General features: G+C 45.1%; 14 protein-coding genes. 2 read left to right on the forward strand and 12 right to left on the reverse strand.

Features of this window, described 5'->3' with window-relative positions; all coding sequences use genetic code 11:
- Positions 1-6: 6 nt before the first annotated feature.
- A complete protein-coding gene (locus T359_RS0104180; RefSeq protein ID WP_026516383.1) occupies positions 7-1,071 on the reverse strand; it encodes a P-loop NTPase fold protein in 1,065 nt (354 codons plus the stop codon).
- Between the two features lie 711 nt (positions 1,072-1,782).
- Here T359_RS0104180 and T359_RS0104185 point away from each other — a divergent pair.
- Positions 1,783-3,069, forward strand: a complete 1,287-nt coding sequence (locus T359_RS0104185) for a 2-hydroxycarboxylate transporter family protein (protein WP_155839988.1) — start codon at positions 1,783-1,785, stop codon at positions 3,067-3,069.
- 239 nt (positions 3,070-3,308) lie between these two features.
- Here T359_RS0104185 and T359_RS0104190 read toward each other — a convergent pair whose 3' ends face one another.
- From T359_RS0104190 to T359_RS0104215, 6 genes are all read right to left on the reverse strand, one after another.
- Positions 3,309-3,716, reverse strand: coding sequence for a hypothetical protein (locus T359_RS0104190; RefSeq protein ID WP_026516385.1), 408 nt, complete (start codon positions 3,714-3,716; stop codon positions 3,309-3,311).
- 309 nt (positions 3,717-4,025) lie between these two features.
- Positions 4,026-6,338, reverse strand: a complete 2,313-nt coding sequence (locus T359_RS0104195; RefSeq protein WP_197027050.1) for a glycogen/starch/alpha-glucan phosphorylase — start codon at positions 6,336-6,338, stop codon at positions 4,026-4,028.
- 115 nt (positions 6,339-6,453) lie between these two features.
- Positions 6,454-7,443, reverse strand: coding sequence for a LacI family DNA-binding transcriptional regulator (locus T359_RS0104200; RefSeq protein WP_026516387.1), 990 nt, complete (start codon positions 7,441-7,443; stop codon positions 6,454-6,456).
- A 161-nt stretch (positions 7,444-7,604) separates the two neighbouring features.
- Entirely contained in the window at positions 7,605-8,501 is an 897-nt protein-coding gene (locus T359_RS19275; protein ID WP_035783534.1) for an SGNH/GDSL hydrolase family protein, read from the reverse strand.
- Between the two features lie 14 nt (positions 8,502-8,515).
- Positions 8,516-9,925: an alanine/glycine:cation symporter family protein gene (locus T359_RS0104210; RefSeq protein ID WP_330370131.1), complete on the reverse strand. Its 1,410-nt coding sequence runs from the start codon at positions 9,923-9,925 to the stop codon at positions 8,516-8,518.
- Between the two features lie 317 nt (positions 9,926-10,242).
- Positions 10,243-12,057 carry a hypothetical protein gene (locus T359_RS0104215; protein WP_026516389.1) on the reverse strand — a complete coding sequence of 605 codons (1,815 nt, stop codon included), beginning with the start codon at positions 12,055-12,057 and terminating at the stop codon, positions 10,243-10,245.
- Positions 12,058-12,252: 195 nt separating this feature from the next.
- On the opposite strand from T359_RS0104215, the gene T359_RS0104220 reads away from it, so the two are divergent.
- Positions 12,253-13,278 carry a DUF2804 domain-containing protein gene (locus T359_RS0104220; protein ID WP_035783536.1) on the forward strand — a complete coding sequence of 342 codons (1,026 nt, stop codon included), beginning with the start codon at positions 12,253-12,255 and terminating at the stop codon, positions 13,276-13,278.
- Between the two features lie 28 nt (positions 13,279-13,306).
- Here the strand turns inward: T359_RS0104220 and T359_RS0104225 are convergent, their stop codons facing one another.
- The 5 genes from T359_RS0104225 to T359_RS0104245 form a co-directional block, all read right to left on the reverse strand.
- On the reverse strand, positions 13,307-13,810 hold the full coding sequence (locus tag T359_RS0104225) for a shikimate kinase (protein WP_026516391.1): 504 nt from the start codon (positions 13,808-13,810) through the stop codon (positions 13,307-13,309).
- Between the two features lie 212 nt (positions 13,811-14,022).
- Positions 14,023-15,432, reverse strand: coding sequence for a sensor domain-containing diguanylate cyclase (locus T359_RS19280; protein ID WP_035783538.1), 1,410 nt, complete (start codon positions 15,430-15,432; stop codon positions 14,023-14,025).
- Between the two features lie 137 nt (positions 15,433-15,569).
- Entirely contained in the window at positions 15,570-15,752 is a 183-nt protein-coding gene (locus tag T359_RS0104235) for a hypothetical protein (protein WP_026516392.1), read from the reverse strand.
- A gap of 124 nt (positions 15,753-15,876) precedes the next feature.
- Positions 15,877-16,623, reverse strand: a complete 747-nt coding sequence (tpiA, locus tag T359_RS0104240) for a triose-phosphate isomerase (protein ID WP_026516393.1) — start codon at positions 16,621-16,623, stop codon at positions 15,877-15,879.
- 17 nt (positions 16,624-16,640) lie between these two features.
- Positions 16,641-17,879, reverse strand: a complete 1,239-nt coding sequence (locus T359_RS0104245; protein WP_026516394.1) for a phosphoglycerate kinase — start codon at positions 17,877-17,879, stop codon at positions 16,641-16,643.
- Positions 17,880-17,971 lie beyond the last annotated feature (92 nt).

The raw sequence follows: 17,971 nt of genomic DNA on the forward strand, positions 1-17,971 counted from the left end.
ATTATTTCAGGAAAATTCTCCATAAATGGCATTTCTATTTTTAACATATTCTTTAAGACGCGGAAGCCTTATGATTATTTTGCCACGGACTGAACCATCGATTATGCCCTTATCGATAAGTCTTTTTCTTGGCTCACTCCAATCGCTATGGCTCTTCTTAGTTTTCTCAAGAAGTTCCGTAGCAGACATAGAGTCTTTTTGAGCTATAAAGTTCATATACCATTTATCTCTTTCTTTCAGTTCGCTCCATATCTTGTCGTATACCTTTATTGCAAGTGCCTCATCTACTTTCGCCACAACTGTAGGTGTTATTGTTTTTGCTTTTTCTTCCCACATATATTTTCCGAATGCCTGATACGCAAAAGCATAACCCTTGGTCATAACTGCCAGTTCATAAGCTGTGTTATCTTCAAGATTTAAGGTCTTCTTGTAGTCTTCCTTGATTATACCTATGTTTAATGGTGTCATTTCATATTTTGGTGCTCTATATATAAACGAAAGTCCATCTGCGTTCTCGATACTTTCAATATCTTCATAAAGACCTGCAACTATCAAATAAAGAGGGTAGTCTTTCCTTATGAGGATCTGAAACTCCTGGATGAAATCAATGAGTGCATCCGTCTTTCTTGCCTCATCAATAAGAACCAGCACTCTCTTTTTTCTCCTTTTTATCTCTGCCATAAGTTTGTCCAATGCAACATCGATACTTGCAGCCGGACTCTTCTTCGATATATTAAAGCCGATGCCAAAAGCGGAAAGGTTTATATTTGCGTCTATAAAACTGGTAATAAACGGTACATCTGTATAAAGATTAGCCACAAGTTCATTGGTGATTGCAGAATCCGGCTTTAGATCTGCTATTATCCACGAATCATCTTCTCTCAGCTTTTTCTCGATTGCGGTAAGCATTACTGTTTTGCCGGTTCCTCTAACACCCGTTATCTTAAATGCCTGTTCTTCCACAAGATCACTGTTTAAGCTATCCAAGATATCCTCTATTAAAAGATTTCTTTCAATGTACTGATTGGGCATTCTGCCAAAATTTATAACGTATGGATTTCTTTCTTTCATATTTGTCACCCACTATAATCCAAAATAATTACTATACTCTACTATAATTCACTATAATACATCACATAACTATAATATACTATAATTCACTATAATTCAAATAGTATATATCATTAGGAATTTTGTGACTTTTAAAAGAGCCGGTTTTAAGGATCTTGAAATCGAATCAGGCGAAAGCTTCGCATAATAAGGTAAAAAAGACGATTCCCTCTTAGAACTTCGGGAATCGTCTTTTTCTATTACGCAATAAAAATCTGAACTGTTTATCGCATGTAGTCTTTGCTTAACGTCTTTGCAAGTGCTGATGTTCACTGTTCTTGCGTCCATTTGGTTCCTGGCACCACTTTTCTCAGAGCTTCAGTCTACAAATACATAAAAATCGCCGAGATAAACTAACGCTAGAGTGAAAAAATCTCTGTAAAAACGGAATAACACTGTATGAACGAGGTCTCCTAAGATAATTAACAAGCTGGATGATGGGAAAAATCCATTGTTCAGCTTGTTTTGAATATATGTACTCCCATTGCTTTTGTCAAGAATCATGTTAGAATGCATATTATATTCTAGTAGATAACTTAGAAAAATAAATCGTAGTTCATGGAGAAGACAGACTTGCAAACGCTACGCTTTTTGCTCGTATCCCTCGCTCTAAAGAGCTCGGTCAATTACGGTTCGTTAGGGAAAGACTGATTTACAGAATAGGAGATCATTGTGAAAAAGATAAAGATTCTAGGATTGGATTTAAAATGGTTTATCATTATCGCTCTGATTGTTGTGACATGCTGTGCCATGGACGTTTTGCCTGCGGGTATGGTCGGAGCATTTCTTTTTCTGATGATATTCGGTTCACTTCTGGATAAGATTGGAAATGTAACGCCGATTGTCAAGACCTTCCTTGGCGGCGGAGCGGTTGTCTGTATCTTTGGTGGAGCTGCACTGAACTACTGGCACATCATCCCTGTCTCCGTTGCTGAAAACTGCACCACATTTATGAAGGGCGGAGGATTTTTGGATTTCTATATTGCGGCGTTGATCACCGGTTCGATCCTCGGCATGAACCGTAAGCTTCTGATCAAGGCTGCGATTCGCTATCTTCCCTGTATTCTCGGCGCCGTTGTGGCAGCACTCGGACTTGTAGCCCTTTTTGGAATGCTTTTTGGCATGAGTGCAGGTGAATCCATCGCTTATATCGGTATTCCGATTATGGGTGGAGGTATGGGAGCCGGAGCCGTCCCGATCTCAAAAGTATTTGAGGGGGCGCTTAATATTCCTGCCGAAACGATCCTGAGCAGACTTGTTCCCGCTGTTGCTTTAGGAAACGCATTTGCCATCATATTCGGCGGCCTGTTAAACCGGCTCGGAAAAGTATGTCCGAAGCTCAGCGGAAACGGGCAGCTTATGAAATTAAATGACAATTCTTTGAAAGAAGAAATAAAGGAGCCTGAGGAAAAGACCATTGAAGATTATGCTGTGGGGGTTGTGATCTCCACGGCGTTTCTTGCCTTCGGATCGCTGATTGCCGCTTTGGTTGCAAAACTTGGTCTGAATATTCATCCCTATGCATGGATGATCCTGTCGGTTGCGATCATAAAATGCCTGGGGATCATTCCAAAACGATATGAAGATGCAGCCACTCTCTGGTATTCTTTCGTTTCGAAGAACTGGACGGCAGCTCTGATGCTCGGTATCGGGATTGCATATACGGATATGGGACAGATCATTGAAGCATTTTCTCCGATGTATCTTATACTGGTTCTGGTTGTCATTCTGGGAGCAATCATCGGCGCCGGTCTGATCGGCAGGCTTGTTGGTTTCTATCCGATCGAGGCAGCGATAACCGCGGGCCTTTGTATGGCAAATATGGGCGGAACAGGTGATGTTGCAGTCCTCATGGCTTCCCAAAGGATGGAACTGATGCCCTTTGCGCAGATTTCATCACGCCTCGGCGGAGCACTCATTATTTTGATGGCATCCATCCTCGTTCCAATCTTCTTCTGAGTCATAACAACTAAATATGAGGCATATTATCGAGAGACCAATTTTACTTTTATTGAAATAACCTATTATTGTAAATAGAATGACAAGGATATGCTTACATACAGGATTTATTGCGATAAATCATAATAGAAAAGGCAGGCATGCTACTGACTGATGACGAACTGAATATGGTGAATAGTAACGCGACCTTCGGAGCTTTTCAGGAGCCAAAAGGTCGCGTTGACTTTTTCAAACAAGCTTTATTTCCATGCAGAAAATATTGTAAGATCCCTTACGGAAACGGTGTGATCTGTAACATTTATGAGCTCACTGCAGGCTCTGCAGAACAGGTTCGCAAAAGCCTCTGCCGTGCTTCTTTCATAAACGCCGGCATCGTATCTTACCATAACAGCAAACTCGTCTCTGCTGTCAAGGATCTCGAGATTCATTTTGTTGTTACAGGCCGTTTGTTCGGACGGCAGTTCATATACTGCACTTACTATATCGTTTGATTCGCCATAATCCCAAATATCACCCTGGAATATCAGACACAGCAGATCCTCACCATAATAAGACCCTGTTTCTTCCCAGTATGATACCCTGCCATGTGCGATACCGTCCCTGATCTGAGCTGAGACTTCATTTAGCGTCCATTTGGTTCCTGGCACCACTTTTTTCGGCTTGGGGAAATACAAATTGCGAGACATTCGTACTGTGATGATGATTTAGGAGCACTTAAGATAGTCGGTCAGGCGAGTGCTCTGAACAACGTGAAATGAGCCTGACCGGCTAGATGAAGTGCCCTAAATCACTGAGCAGGCGAAGCGAGTAATTTGTGTTTTCCCAAGCCGCGACAAGTCCCCGGGCAGTTGCAGCCTGTCACATACTTCCCCCAGGAATATTTCTATTACCCTGCTGCGGAAGGAAGATGGGAAAATAGAGAGGGCTGCACACAAAAATGTGCGCAGCCCGAAAAATCAGTTGAGGTGCCAGATATCTCTGTTGTATTCGTTTATAGTTCTGTCTGATGAGAAGAAGCCAGCCTTAGCAATGTTTGTAAGCATCATCTTCTTCCACTTATTTCTGTCTTCGTAGTCAGCGAAGATCTCATCCTTCTTGGCGATGTAACTCTCAAGGTCCAGAAGAGTCATGAACCAGTCCTTATTAAGGAGCTCATCATGAAGTCTCTTGAGGTTCTCCTTGTGGCCTACCTTAAGGCACTGCTTGCTTACGATGAAGTCTACTGCTTCCTTGATCACCTTGCTCTTCTTGTAGTAATCCTTGGAAACGTAATCGGCCTTCTTGTAGTGCTCGATAACTTCGTCTGCACTTACACCGAAGATGTAAATGTTGTCATCGCCTACAAGCTCGTGGATCTCTACATTAGCACCATCGTCTGTTCCGAGGGTTACAGCGCCGTTAAGCATGAACTTCATATTACCGGTTCCGGAAGCTTCCTTGGAGGCGAGAGATATCTGCTCTGATACATCGCAGGCAGGGATAAGTCTCTCAGCATAGCTTACATTGTAGTTCTCTACCATAACTACCTTCATGTACTGGTTAACATCAGGATCGTTGTTGATGATCTCCTGAAGAACAAGAAGAAGGTGGATGATGTCTCTTGCAATTACATAGGCAGGAGCAGCCTTGGCACCAAAGATGAAGGTAAGAGGTCTTGAAGGCTTCTTGCCGCCCTTGATCTCAAGGTATTTATGGATGATGTAAAGAGCGTTCATCTGCTGTCTCTTGTACTCGTGAAGTCTCTTTACCTGAATGTCAAAAATGGAATCGGGGTCAACCTCAACTCCCTCGTGCTCCTTAAGGTAAGCAACCAGTTCTTCCTTTTTGCCTCTCTTGATGGCTTCAAGCTTATCAAGAACTTCCTGATCATCTATGTGGTCAAGGAGCTTCTCAAGCTTGTTGGCATCCTTCTTAAAGCCGTCGCCGATGGTCTCTGACAGGAAATCTGCCAGCGGATGGTTACAGGAAAGAAGCCATCTGCGGAAGGTGATACCATTGGTCTTGTTGTTGAACTTCTCGGGATAAAGCTTGTAGAAGTCATGAAGCTCACTGTTCTTAAGGATCTCAGTGTGGATAGCTGCAACACCGTTGATGGAGAAGCCGTAGTGGATATCGATGAAGGCCATGTGTACCTTCTTCTGCTTGTCGATGATCCAAACCTTGGAATTTCTCTTATACTTGTCGCGGATTCTCTTATCAAGCTCCTTGATGTAAGGAACAAGCTGAGGAACAACCTTCTCAAGATACTCAAGAGGCCAGGTCTCAAGGGCCTCTGCCAGGATTGTGTGGTTGGTGTATGCGCAGGTCTTGCTTACAACGTTGATGGCCTCGTCAATATTGAAGGCCTTCTCCTCAACCAGGATCCTGATAAGCTCAGGAATGATCATGGTAGGATGTGTGTCATTGATCTGGATAACCGCGTGGTTATGAAGCTCGTGAAGGTCGTACTGACGCTCCTTCTGCTCTCTTAAGATAAGCTGAGCCGCATTGGAAACCAGGAAATACTCCTGGTAGATTCTAAGGAGATTGCCTGCTTCATCAGAGTCATCCGGATAAAGGAAAAGTGTCAGGTTCTTATCTATCTTGGTCTTATCGAAGTCAATGCCCTTCTTAACAAGGCTCTCATCGATGGATTCGATATCAAAAAGGCGAAGCTTGTTAACACCGGTGTCATAGCCTACGATGTTCATGTTGTAAAGGCGGGATACGACCTTCTTGTCACCGAAGCAAACATCAAAGGTAGTATCTGTCTTCTCAAGCCAGGACTGCTCTTCGATCCAGTCGTTCTTCTCTGCATTCTGAAGATGATCCTTGAACACCTGCTTGAAAAGTCCGAAGTGATAGTTAAGACCGATACCCTCTCCGGCAAGACCAAGAGTTGCGATGGAATCAAGGAAGCATGCTGCAAGTCTTCCAAGACCGCCGTTACCAAGAGATGGCTCGGGCTCGCACTCCTCGATCTGAGCCAGGGACTTGCCGTTCTTCTCAAGAATGGCCTTAACCCTGTCATATACTCTTAAATTTATAAGGTTATTGGAAAGAAGCTTTCCAATAAGGAATTCCATTGAAATATAGTAAACCTTCTTCTCCCCGTTATATACTTCCGCAACATCCATAAGGCGTGTTGTCATTTCAAGAAGTACAAAATAAGTCTCGCGGTCTGTAAGTTCCTTAAGGTCCTTGCCAAACTTCTCATTGGCAAGCTGTTCAAGCTGTTCTTCAAGATTAAGAACCAGTACGTCTCGCTGCATGTTAGTGTGCTTTGACATTTTCTTTCTCCTCTCGCTATTAAAACAGTTTTACTGGAAAACGTTTTCTTTAATCGATATACCTACTCTACCATAGGAAAACGTTTTCCGCAAGTTCTTTTTCAACAAACTCCATTTAACGGATAATATCCTCGTATTTAATTCTTACAAGAGTATGGGGAATGACCACTTTTCTGCCCTTCTCCCCGCTCATGAGTCTGTCCAGCTCCACAAGAGCTTCCTCTGAAATCTTCACAAAGTCCTGTTTCACCGTATTCATCTGTTTGCCTGCATAGCCCATAAGAAGGATTCCGTCAAAACCACATACAGGTCTGAAGATATCCATATCTATGAGGGCTTTCATGGCACCGATGGCCATAAGGTCTGAGGCACAGACAACACAGCTGGCGTTCTTGGCGAATTTCATGGTGATCTCTCTTGCCTTAAGCTCGGAAAAGCCGCCATTTCTTACGGTGAGCTTGAGCTTTTTCTCGGTGCAGAGCTTCTTGATGCCCGCAAGCCTCTCTGCGGTGACATAGCCATTCTCCTCTCCGGCGATATAAAGGACCTTCTTACATTTGTTTTCCGTAACGGTCTTCTTGGCTACGTCATACTGGGCTTTTTCCTGGTCTACACTGACTGAGGAAGTGGTGTCATTCACCATGGGGGCGTCGATGACCACCATCTTGAAACGTCCGCTGTCAATGAGCTTATGGAGGACCTTGTCCTTGGTGGTAAGCCCGTAGACAATGATGCCCTTAATGCCCTGGGAGGCAAAATAGCTGGTGACCTCCTCAAGGTTCATGTCCTCTATCATGGAGGTAAAAACTGTGATGACATCCAGCTGCATCTCTTTGGCCCTGTGAACGGCTCCGGAGATGTACTGCATTCCGATCTCATCACTGGCCTGAGTCTCAAGATTAAGCTTGATAAGAAGCGCAACTCTTCCTGTTTTCTTGGAAGACAGGGTCGCTGCCACAGCATTGGGCACAAAACCAAGTCTTTCCACCACATCATTTACTTTTTTCCTGGTGGCTTCACTTACATTTGGATAATTGTTCAGTACCTTGGAAACCGTGGAGATGGCAACTCCGGCTTCTTTGGCAACATCTTTAATGGAAACCATTTATTCTCCTTTTTCGTTCAAAAATGTGGAAATCGTTTTCCCACAGATACTATAACTATAAAATCTATGGCGTTCTTTGTCCACTTAATATTTTATTAACCATAGAAAAAGGACAGCCCTGAAAGCCAGAGCTGTCCTAGATTTTCGAGTTTCCGATGTTTTTATAAAGAGTTCATTATATAGTTCCAGATTCCGTTATTTTCTTTGGGGCTGTAATGGATTCCATCTGAATCAATCTGCAGATTGGAATAAACATAGGAGTACATATCAATGACCTTCACTCCGTGATCTGCTGCCCAGGCGCCGATCTGCTGATTAAAGCTCACCATGCTGTCATTCTGATAAAATGGGCTGTCCCCCTCATCAAGCCACTCGCTCTGGGTGGGGCCAACATTACAGATCACAAGGTTTATTCCCCTGGAAATAAGTCCCTCATAGGCTGCCTTATAACTTTCAATATTCCTGTGATCGTTGCAGCCAAGCCAGGTGATCACCGTATCATACTGTCCGTCATAGCGATTCAAAAGCTCTGTCATATAGTCATAGCCCTTGCAGTTCTCTGCAAAAACTCTTGCATTTCCTACATTCAGATCATAGATTTCATAAGCTTCTCCGTTAAAAATATCAACGGTCCTGGAATCACCGATGAAGATTATCCTGCCATAGTCCTTCTTTTCCTCCACCGGAGGTGCAGTTGTTTCTTCCACCACAGGAGCGATGCTTGATGCTTCACTGCTGCTCTCCGCTTTGGGAGCTTCCGGGGCTGCGGTTGATGCTTCCGCTGCGGCGGGCTGTTCTTTTGAAGATGCTGTTTCCGCCTTCGAAGTAGCCGTAGATGCCTCCGAAGCAGCTGATGATGCCTCTATGGCAGATTCCTCTTTGGAAGCTTCCAAAGGCTCTGTTGTGATCTCTTTAGTAGCTTCTACAACACTCTCTTCTGCTTCCGGAACGGAATAAGCTGAGCTTGCCTCCACAGAAACTTCGCTCTCCGCATTCTTGCCACATCCTGTAAGTATAGCCAATGAAAGAATCAGGGCTGCTACAAATCTTTTTTTCATAAAAATCTCCAAATTTACTTATTTCCTGCTTTTTTATCCCAGACCTCCAGATCCGTTCCTACAACTCGGGAGGTAAAAGGTGTACCATCGTTCTTCTCAAAATGCTCCCGGGCCAGCCTTACATATTTAAAACCAATGTACAAAAGAGGAATGTTGCAGTAAGCGATAAGAATATTGGCAAAATCTGACAGATCCCAGAGGGCTCCCAGATCCATTCCAACTATGGAAGTAAGCATTCCAAAGCAGATAACTGCAATATCGATAACACGGATCACATTGATAAATGCCGCATTCTTACTGATCCTGTTTGCACAGATCTCGGAAAATGACATGAATCCGAGAAGGCAGGTAAAGGCAAAAAGTCCGAAGCAAAGGGATACCAGCAGTGTCACTACACTGTTAAAAGCGGTTCCCGGTGTGAGCTCCGAAACAGAAGCCAGGTACTTGGGAAGCTTGCCAAGTTCAAACCAGGCATCCGCTGAATCGGTCAACCACACTCTTCCCATGATAACAACAAATCCTGTAAGTGTACAGATAACAATTGTATCAAGAAAAACTCCAACCGCCTGAACGCAGCCCTGATCGCAGGGATGAGCGGCATCAGAGGCCGCTGCGGGCATGGTAATGGTTCCCTGTCCTGCTTCGTTGGACATAAGGCCTCTCTTAACGCCCTGCATGAGAGCAACACCAAAGGCTCCGCCGAATACAGCTTCAGGCTTGAAGGCCTCTGTAAATACCGCATAGAAGAACCATGGAATACGGGTAAAATTGATAAGTATAAGAACCAGTACGGTTAACACATAGACAATGGCCATGATGGGAACCAGTACATCCGTTACCTTTGAGATTTTTTTAGTTCCTCCAAAGGATACGGCTACAGTTGCAATGATAACAATGGCAAAGCCGATCCAGTATACCGCATGGGTTGTGGGAAGCTCTGTTCCGCTGACAATGCTGGCGATCTGTCCCATGGCTGAAACAGTATTAAAGCCCTGGGCAGGGAAACAGAGGATCGCATAGATGATATACATAAGTGACAAAACTACGCCCACCACAGCTGAGTTTTTAAGAAGTCGTCTTCCGTAGAAGGACATACCTCCGATATATTCGCCGTTCTTTTCCTCTTTGAATATCTGGGAAAGAGTGGATTCCACAAAAGCGGTAGCCATGCCGAAGAAGGCTGAAACCCACATCCAGAGAAGGGCGCCGGGTCCGCCTACAGAAACAGCACCGGTAACTCCGAGAATGTTTCCGGGGCCTACTCTCATGGCTGTTGATAAAAAGAATGCTGCCAAAGGAGAAATTCCTGTCTTGGCCTTGCTGTTCTTGAGAACCTCGATGCCGTGCCTGAATTTACGAACCTGAATGAAATTCAGTCTGATGGTGAAGTAGATTCCTGAACCTATCAGCAAAATAATTGCCAATGTAAAATTCCCCAGGATTGGTATATTGGCATACCACTCGAAATTCGTCGGAAAGTCCCAAAAAAGGTCCGACACTACCTGAATCCTCCCACATACTGCCTGTATAAAACTTAGCAATCCTTCCATACTTTTCCCTCCCTTTTCTTTGGTCGATAACTCCGCAGTTTTCCTTAGTTTCATTATACGCTTTGTGTACGGAAAATCGTGCGGAATTGATGCGATGAGGTATGGAAAATATGGCAGATCATAGCTGTATGGCAATAATGGACAGAAAAAAGGGAATCCATTTCCGGATTCCCTTGAATTTTTATATTAAATTATCTTGCAACTGCCTTAGAGCCTTTATGTCTTACGATCTGTGCTCCGCCGCCGGATTTGATGGTATCCTTGACAAAGTCATTCAGGATCTCTTTGTAATCTGTCTTACCGTCCTTATCGAAATCTCCTTCAAGAGCCTCGAACTCATCATCTTCATAGCAGATAGCCATGCAGTTGCCATCTTCATGCTTAAGTATGAGGGTAGTCTTTGCTCCCAGGATAACCTTGGTATATTCGTAGTCCTCGGACTCCAGGAATCCTTCTATATCTGCAACGGCACCGGAAAGCGCATCTGCTGCCAGAGCCATCTCAAACTCGGAAGGCATCTGATCGGCATCATCCATAACAGGAGGTTCCTCCAAAGCAGGAATCTCTTCCATAGCAGGGATTTCCTCCACTGCCGGGATTTCTTCCATTGCAGGCATCTCTTCCATGGCTGGCATTTCTTCCATGGCTGGCATTTCTTCCATGGCTGGCATTTCTTCAGGAACAGGCTCCGTAAGAGCATCTACTTCCGCATTGAGCATGGCGTCAAGATTCTCTGCAGGAGTTTCCGGTGCAGGCATTTCCTCAATAACAGGCATCTCAGGCATTGCTGTTTCAGCGGGAGCCGCATCAGCCGCCATCATGGCTGCTATCATTGCATCAGGATCTGCCGGTACATCCTCTGCCGGAGCTTCCGCAGCTGCAGGAGCTGCATCCGCTGCCATCATTGCCGCGATCATCGCATCGGGATCTACAGGAGCTTCTTCCATGGCAGGCGCTTCAGCAGATACTTCCACAGGAATTTCTTCCATGATCGGCATCTCTGCCGGGGCCTCTGGGGGCACTTCCTCCATAACAGGCATTTCGGCAGGGATATCCATTGGAATATCGACCGGAACTTCCTCCGGTGCAGGGGCATCTCCTGCTGCCATCATTGCAGCAAGGACAGGGTCTATATCTGCAGGAGCCTCTTCCATAGCAGGCATTTCTGCAGGAGCATCTACCGGTATATCTGCCGGGATGTCGACAGGAATATCTGCGGGAGCCTCCTCTATGACAGGCATTTCTACCGGAGCATCTGCAGGGATATCTGCCGGGATGTCGACAGGAATATCTGCAGGAATCTCTTCCATAGCAGGCATTTCTGCAGGAATATCAACAGGAATATCCGCAGGGATATCTGTCGGGATATCCATAGGAATATCAGCCGGAGCTTCCGCAGGAGCCGGCGCATCTCCTGCTGCCAGCATAGCTGCAAGAACAGGATCTATATCCGGAGGTGCCTCCTCCAATGTGGGCATCTCCGCAGGGATATCTGCAGGGAAATCAGCGGGGATATCAGCCGGGGCTTCCGCAGGAGCTTCTCCCGCTGCCATAGCTGCCATCATCTTATCAACATCCGTAGCGGTCTCGGCAGCTGCCATTGCAGCCATCATTGCATCCACATCCACCGGTGCTTCCGCCGGTGCCTCTTCTGCAGGTGCAGGGATATCTGCCGGAATATCTGCAGGGATATCCGCAGCCGGCATTTCTCCCACAGGAGCCTCAGCCGCTGCAGCAGCCATTGCTGCGGCCATAGCGTCAGCGGAAGCCTGTTCCGCGGGACTGGCATCTGCTCCGCCTGCGGCCAGAATATCTTCAATATTCGGAATATCCATAATAGGTTCAGCAGCCGGTTTTGGAGGTGCCTTGGGCTTAGGTTCCTCCACAGGAGCTGGTGTCGGCTCCGGAGTTCCCTCTGCCTGCTTCATAGCAGCCAAAAGATCATCCACATTGGCAGTAGAAAGATCCTGACCATTAAGAATATCCTGAGTGCTCATGCCTTCCATGCTACTTCTCCTTTCGGTTTATCTCTAAAAATAATATTTTTTCGCACATTTATTAGACCATAAAACGTCTAAATATATTATCCGCTATAAGCATTAGGATTTACAGTAAATTTTCTATAAACTATAGGAATATTCTAATAATTTCCCGATTGGGTTATACTATAATCAGACATATTCATCGCTAGGGGGGTATTTATGGGAAGAAATCACGAAGTTGTCACATCACATGACCTTTTGGACAGACATGGAGAACTTACAGAGCCCGGCTGGAGCCGAAGCCTTATTCAGCGCTATGACAGAGCCATGATCAAGGCTCCCAAGTGGCGCATCAAGGAATGGGATTATTACCTTGTGCTCAGCAAGGATTTTGCAGGGGCCTTCACCATCTCAGATGATGGTTATATCGGCCTTCAATCCGTATCTCTTCTTGTCTTTGGCGACAAGCCCTGGGAGCATACAGAAACAGTTTTAAACGCCTTCCCTCTGGGAAAACTCTCCCTACCTTCAGATTCCTCCATGGGAGACACTGTCTATAATGATAAAAGGCTTCAGATGTCCTTTAAGATCGGCGGAGGCAAGCGCCATATCACCTGCTCCTTTGACAACTTTTATGAAAACAAACCCTTTAAATGCGATATAGTACTGGAGCAGCCCGCCATGGATTCCATGGTCATCGCAACTCCCTGGGATAAGAAGCACGCCTTTTACTACAACCAGAAGATAAACACCATGCGGGCCTCAGGCTACATGGAATACGACGGAAAAAGATACGAATTTAACCCCAGAGCCGATTTCGGAACCCTGGACTGGGGCCGGGGCGTATGGACCTATGACAACACCTGGTACTGGGGCTCCGGAAATACAGATATAGACGGAAACAGCTTTGGATTTAATATAGGATACGGCTTTGGAAACACCACAGCCGCCACTGAGAATGTGCTTTTTTACAATGGAAAGGTCCACAAGCTGAATGACATAACCTTCCACATTCCGTCATCAGGCTACACTGATCCCTGGAAGTTCACCTCTTCAGACGGGCGCTTTGAAATGGACTTTGTACCTGTACTGGACAGAGCCGCATGCCTGGATTACAAACTCATTGTCTCCGACCAGCATCAGGTCTTCGGAAAGATGACAGGAAAGGCCATTCTGGACGATGGCACAGTTATAGAAGTCAAAGATATGATGTGCTTTGCAGAGAAGGTTCACAACAAATACTAAGCAAAAATATTGTGAAGTTCTAACTCTGTTATCTTGCCAATGCTGAGAGAATGTCGGCCACCACTTCTTCCATGCTGTGGTCCTTCTCATCTACTGTGATGTCCGCATATCTGTCATAGAGGACAGTTCTCTCATTGTAAAGAGAAATAAGGGACTGGCCGTCACGCATAACAACGCCCCTCTGCTTAACATCCCGAAGGCGCTTGGTGAGGTTATCCATATCCACCTTGAGATAAACCACTCTTCCGATATTCTTGTAGTGGTCCATGGCTTCTTTGCCGTAAACAACGGAGCCTCCTGTGGCGATAACAGTCTTCTGGGCCTCGATACCGGCATTGACCCTGTTCTCAACCTCGATAAAACCGTCGATCCCCTCGGTCTCGATGATCTCAGAAAGCTTCCTGCCTTCCTTTTCCTGAATCACAATGTCAGCATCCACGAAATTGTATCCAAGAATCTTAGCCAGAATAACCCCAACGGTACTCTTACCTGATGCAGGCATTCCGATCAAAATGATATTGTCTTTTTTCATAAATATTCTCCTCTAAAAAAATAACTGTCCTATATAATACAATATTTATTTCTTAAGTTCAAAATGGGGGTTAAGTTTCCGGAAATTCCACCGATATATAGAGTAGAAAGGAGGAAGATATAAACATGATGAACAATCTTCCTAAAAGATAAAGTACCGTCACTGCGGCAGGCTCCCGGTGGCGGTACTTTTTTGTCTTAATTTATTCAGGTTTACTCTCTTGCGCTCTTGGATGCCACCTTGTCCTTGTACATTTCGGCATCGGCGCGTTTGAAGACATCATCCATGGAATGATCTGTGGCGGGATTAAAAACAGCCATACCAAGAGCTGCTGAATAGCGCTCCCAGGCATCCCTTGTCTTATCTGAGGAGGTGTATTCATATACCTCTTTCAGCTTTCTGAAAAGCACATCCCTGTTGTCATAATCCCTGTTTTCCAAAAGAATTACAAACTCATCACCACCGATCCTAAATACCGGTGAATGATCATACATGATACAGATCTCATGGCAGGCGCCGAAGATATAATCGTTGCCATGCTCATGGCCAAAGGTATCATTTACCTTTTTAAGATTGTTAAGATCCGCCATAACAATACCAAATCTGGCTCTTCCGGAATTGATATCCTTGTCCACTCTCTCTTTTACCTTGTCGTACCAGGCCTTGTTCTTGACGTGGGTAAGGGCATCCTGATAAGCCAGCATATCCATGTGGCTCACCTGGTTCTTCATAACCTCAACTTTACCCTCGGCATCCACGATATTCTTCACATAAGCCCTCATATCCGTAGACATCTGAGCTACGGCATTGGAAAGGGACTCCACTTCGTTCTGGGTGTGTATGGCAGGAGCTTCATAACGGAGCTTCTCGGGATCCTTCTGCTCATGGGATATCTTGGCAAAAGATACAACGCTTTTTTCCAGCTTGCTTATAGGCTCCGTGATATTTCTTGTCATCCAGGAAAGGAAATAGCCCACAAAGGCCACACCAAGTACCACGATAAGCGCTACATTTACAACGGTATACTCTCTTATGGCCTGCTCAACTTTATAAACCTCTATATCCACGCACAGAACCGCAAAAGTCTCTCCATCTGAGCCCTTAAGGGGCATCAATGCTGTATAGTCATAGCCCCACCTGCTGAAATCCTTAAAAAAGGTGAGCTTATCATATTTCATGGCATTAAAGTATCTCTGAATCTCAGCGGCATCATAATCCTCCTCTGACACTGAGCCAAGATAATAGCCATCAGGCTCGTAAAGTCTGCCATAGGCAGTATCAGCGGAAAGAATATTCATCATTCTGGGAGGGTCAACGCTAAGAGGCATGACAATATAGAGATAATGGACATTAAAGTCCTCCATTATCCCGTCCATGAAGGCCATAAGTTCCTTGAACTTCTCAGACTCTTCCTTGGTCTTAACGCACTGTTCCAGATCCTCCATATCGATATGGTTATAGACATAATTGATAATGTCCTCCATACGCTCTTCATAGGCATGATAAAGAGATCTGTTGTAGGTCCTGAAGGTCAAGACACTGAGAACCAGACACAGCAGAATAATAAAGGAGGAACAGCCCAGAAATATGCTTTTTTTCAAAGGTTTTTTGTTTTCTTCCATTCGTTAACCTTATTATGCACATAAATTGACGTATAGTCGTTCTTACACAACATTATTCTATCATGTTATCTTCCTCAATATCTAAAAAAAAAATAAGGATGTATTAATTATTTATAACAATTAATACATCCGGTCTTTTAACCTGCAAAAGTATTCTTGGTTCCACATTTCGGACAGGTTTCTTCGCTCTTTTGAATATCAACATTGAAATTTCTGTGGCACTTGCAACAGGCCACCATCATAACCTGGCGCCTGGCGCCCCTTGAAACTGCACCTCCAACAACCTGTTCAAGCTCACTTTCCGATAGATTCATCGCCATTTTTCTCCCCTCCTGAAAACTAACTATAGAAAATATTATAACAGTTATTTATACGAATAACTAAATCCCACGGCAAAATTAAAAAGGGCCCGCACAAAAGTGCAGGCCCAAAAGAAATCCAAGATTATGCGTTAACGATCTTGCCAAAGTCAGGCTTGAGGGAAGCGCCACCAATGAGGCCTCCGTCAATGTTAGGCTTTGAAAGAAGCTCAGCAGCATTGCCGGCGTTCATAGATCCGCCGTACTGGATGCGAACTTCATCAGCTGTAGCCTGATCATAAAGCTTTGCGATGAGCTCACGGATAAGTCCGCAAACTTCCTCAGCCTGATCAGCTGTAGCTGTCTCGCCTGTTCCGATAGCCCAGATAGGCTCGTAAGCGATAACAAGCTTCTTAACCTGGTCAGCAGTTACGCCTGAAAGATCCCAGGTGATCTGTCTCTCGATCCACTCCTTGTAGGTGTCAGCCTTACGAAGTGCAAGGGACTCACCACAGCAAAGGATAGGTGTAAGACCTGAAGCAAATGCCTTCTTAACCTTCTGGTTAATAAGGATATCGTTCTCTCCGAAGATATCTCTTCTCTCTGAGTGACCGATGATAACGTACGTGGCGCCTGCATCCTTAAGCATAGGAGCAGAAATCTCGCCTGTGAAAGCGCCGCTGTCTACAATGTAGAAGTTCTCAGCACCAACATGTACGTTTGTACCCTTAACAGCCTCAGCTACAGGTACGATATCGATAGCGGGTACGCAGTAAACTACGTCCACATCATCATTCTTTACAAGATCCTTAAGCTCTGCGCAAAGAGCTACTGCCTCGCTGGGAGTCTTGTTCATCTTCCAGTTTCCGGCGATAATACGTCTTCTTGCCATTTTTTAATCCTCCAACATTAGTTACGATCGTCAGCAGCATAAACACCGGGAAGCTTCTTGCCCTCGAGGAACTCGAGAGAAGCGCCGCCACCTGTTGAGATGTGGCTCATCTTGTCAGCATAGCCAAGCTGGTTAACAGCAGCTGCACTGTCACCACCACCGATGATTGTTGTAGCCTCTGTCTCAGAAAGAGCCTTAGCAACTTCCTTGGTACCATTAGCAAGAACAGGGTTCTCGAATACGCCCATAGGTCCGTTCCAAACTACAGTCTTAGCAGTCTTAACTGCCTCTGAGTAAAGAGCGATTGTGTTAGGTCCGATATCAGCGCCTTCCATGTCTGAAGGAATCTTATCAGCGTCAACAACCTTAGTAGCGATTGAAGGATCGTCGATAGGATTAGGGAACTCGTTGATGCAAACTGTATCGATAGGAAGAAGGAGCTTCTTGCCGGCCTTCTCAGCCTTCTCCATCATTTCCTTACAATAGTCAACCTTGGTCTCGTCAAGAAGTGACTTACCAACTTCGTATCCCTTAGCCTTAAGGAATGTGTAAGCCATACCACCACCGATGATAAGAGTATCGCACTTATCAAGAAGAGTGTTGATAACGTTGAGCTTGTCAGCAACCTTAGCACCACCGAGGATAGCTACGAAAGGTCTTACAGGGTTCTCAACTGCATTGCCGAGGAAGTCGATTTCCTTCTGCATAAGGTATCCAACTGCGTTGTTGCCGCCCTTTTCCTTGATGTACTTGGTAACAACTGCAACAGAAGCATGTGCTCTGTGAGCTGAACCGAAAGCATCACATACATAGTCATCAGCAAGATCAGCAAGCTCTTTTGCAAAAGCCTCACCAGCCTCTTCAGGCTTGGTCTCTTCCTTGCCACGGAATCTTGTATTCTGAAGAAGAACTACATCTCCCTCGTTCATTGCCTCAACTGCGCCTGTAGCTGCAGCTCCGGTAACGTTGTAATCGTTAACAAACTTAACATCCTTGCCAAGCTTCTCTGAAAGTCTCTTAGCAACAGGTGCCAGGGACTCGCCCTCGTTAGGACCATTCTTAACCTTACCAAGGTGTGAGCAAAGGATAACCTTGCCGCCGTCCTTGATGAGCTTCTTGATTGTAGGAAGAGCTGCTACGATTCTGGTCTCGTCTGTGATCTCGCCGTTCTTGAGAGGTACGTTGAAATCGCAACGAACAAGTACGCGTCTGCCCTTTACGTTGATGTCATCTACTGACTTTTTGTTAAGTGACATTTTTTTTCCTCCTGAATTCATAATTCTAGATTATTATATACACTACTAAGATAGAATATCGCTTGCGATATTCCTGCGCCGAGTACGGATGC

It is taken from the genome of Butyrivibrio sp. MC2021, assembly GCF_000621605.1.
GTDB lineage: Bacteria > Bacillota > Clostridia > Lachnospirales > Lachnospiraceae > Butyrivibrio.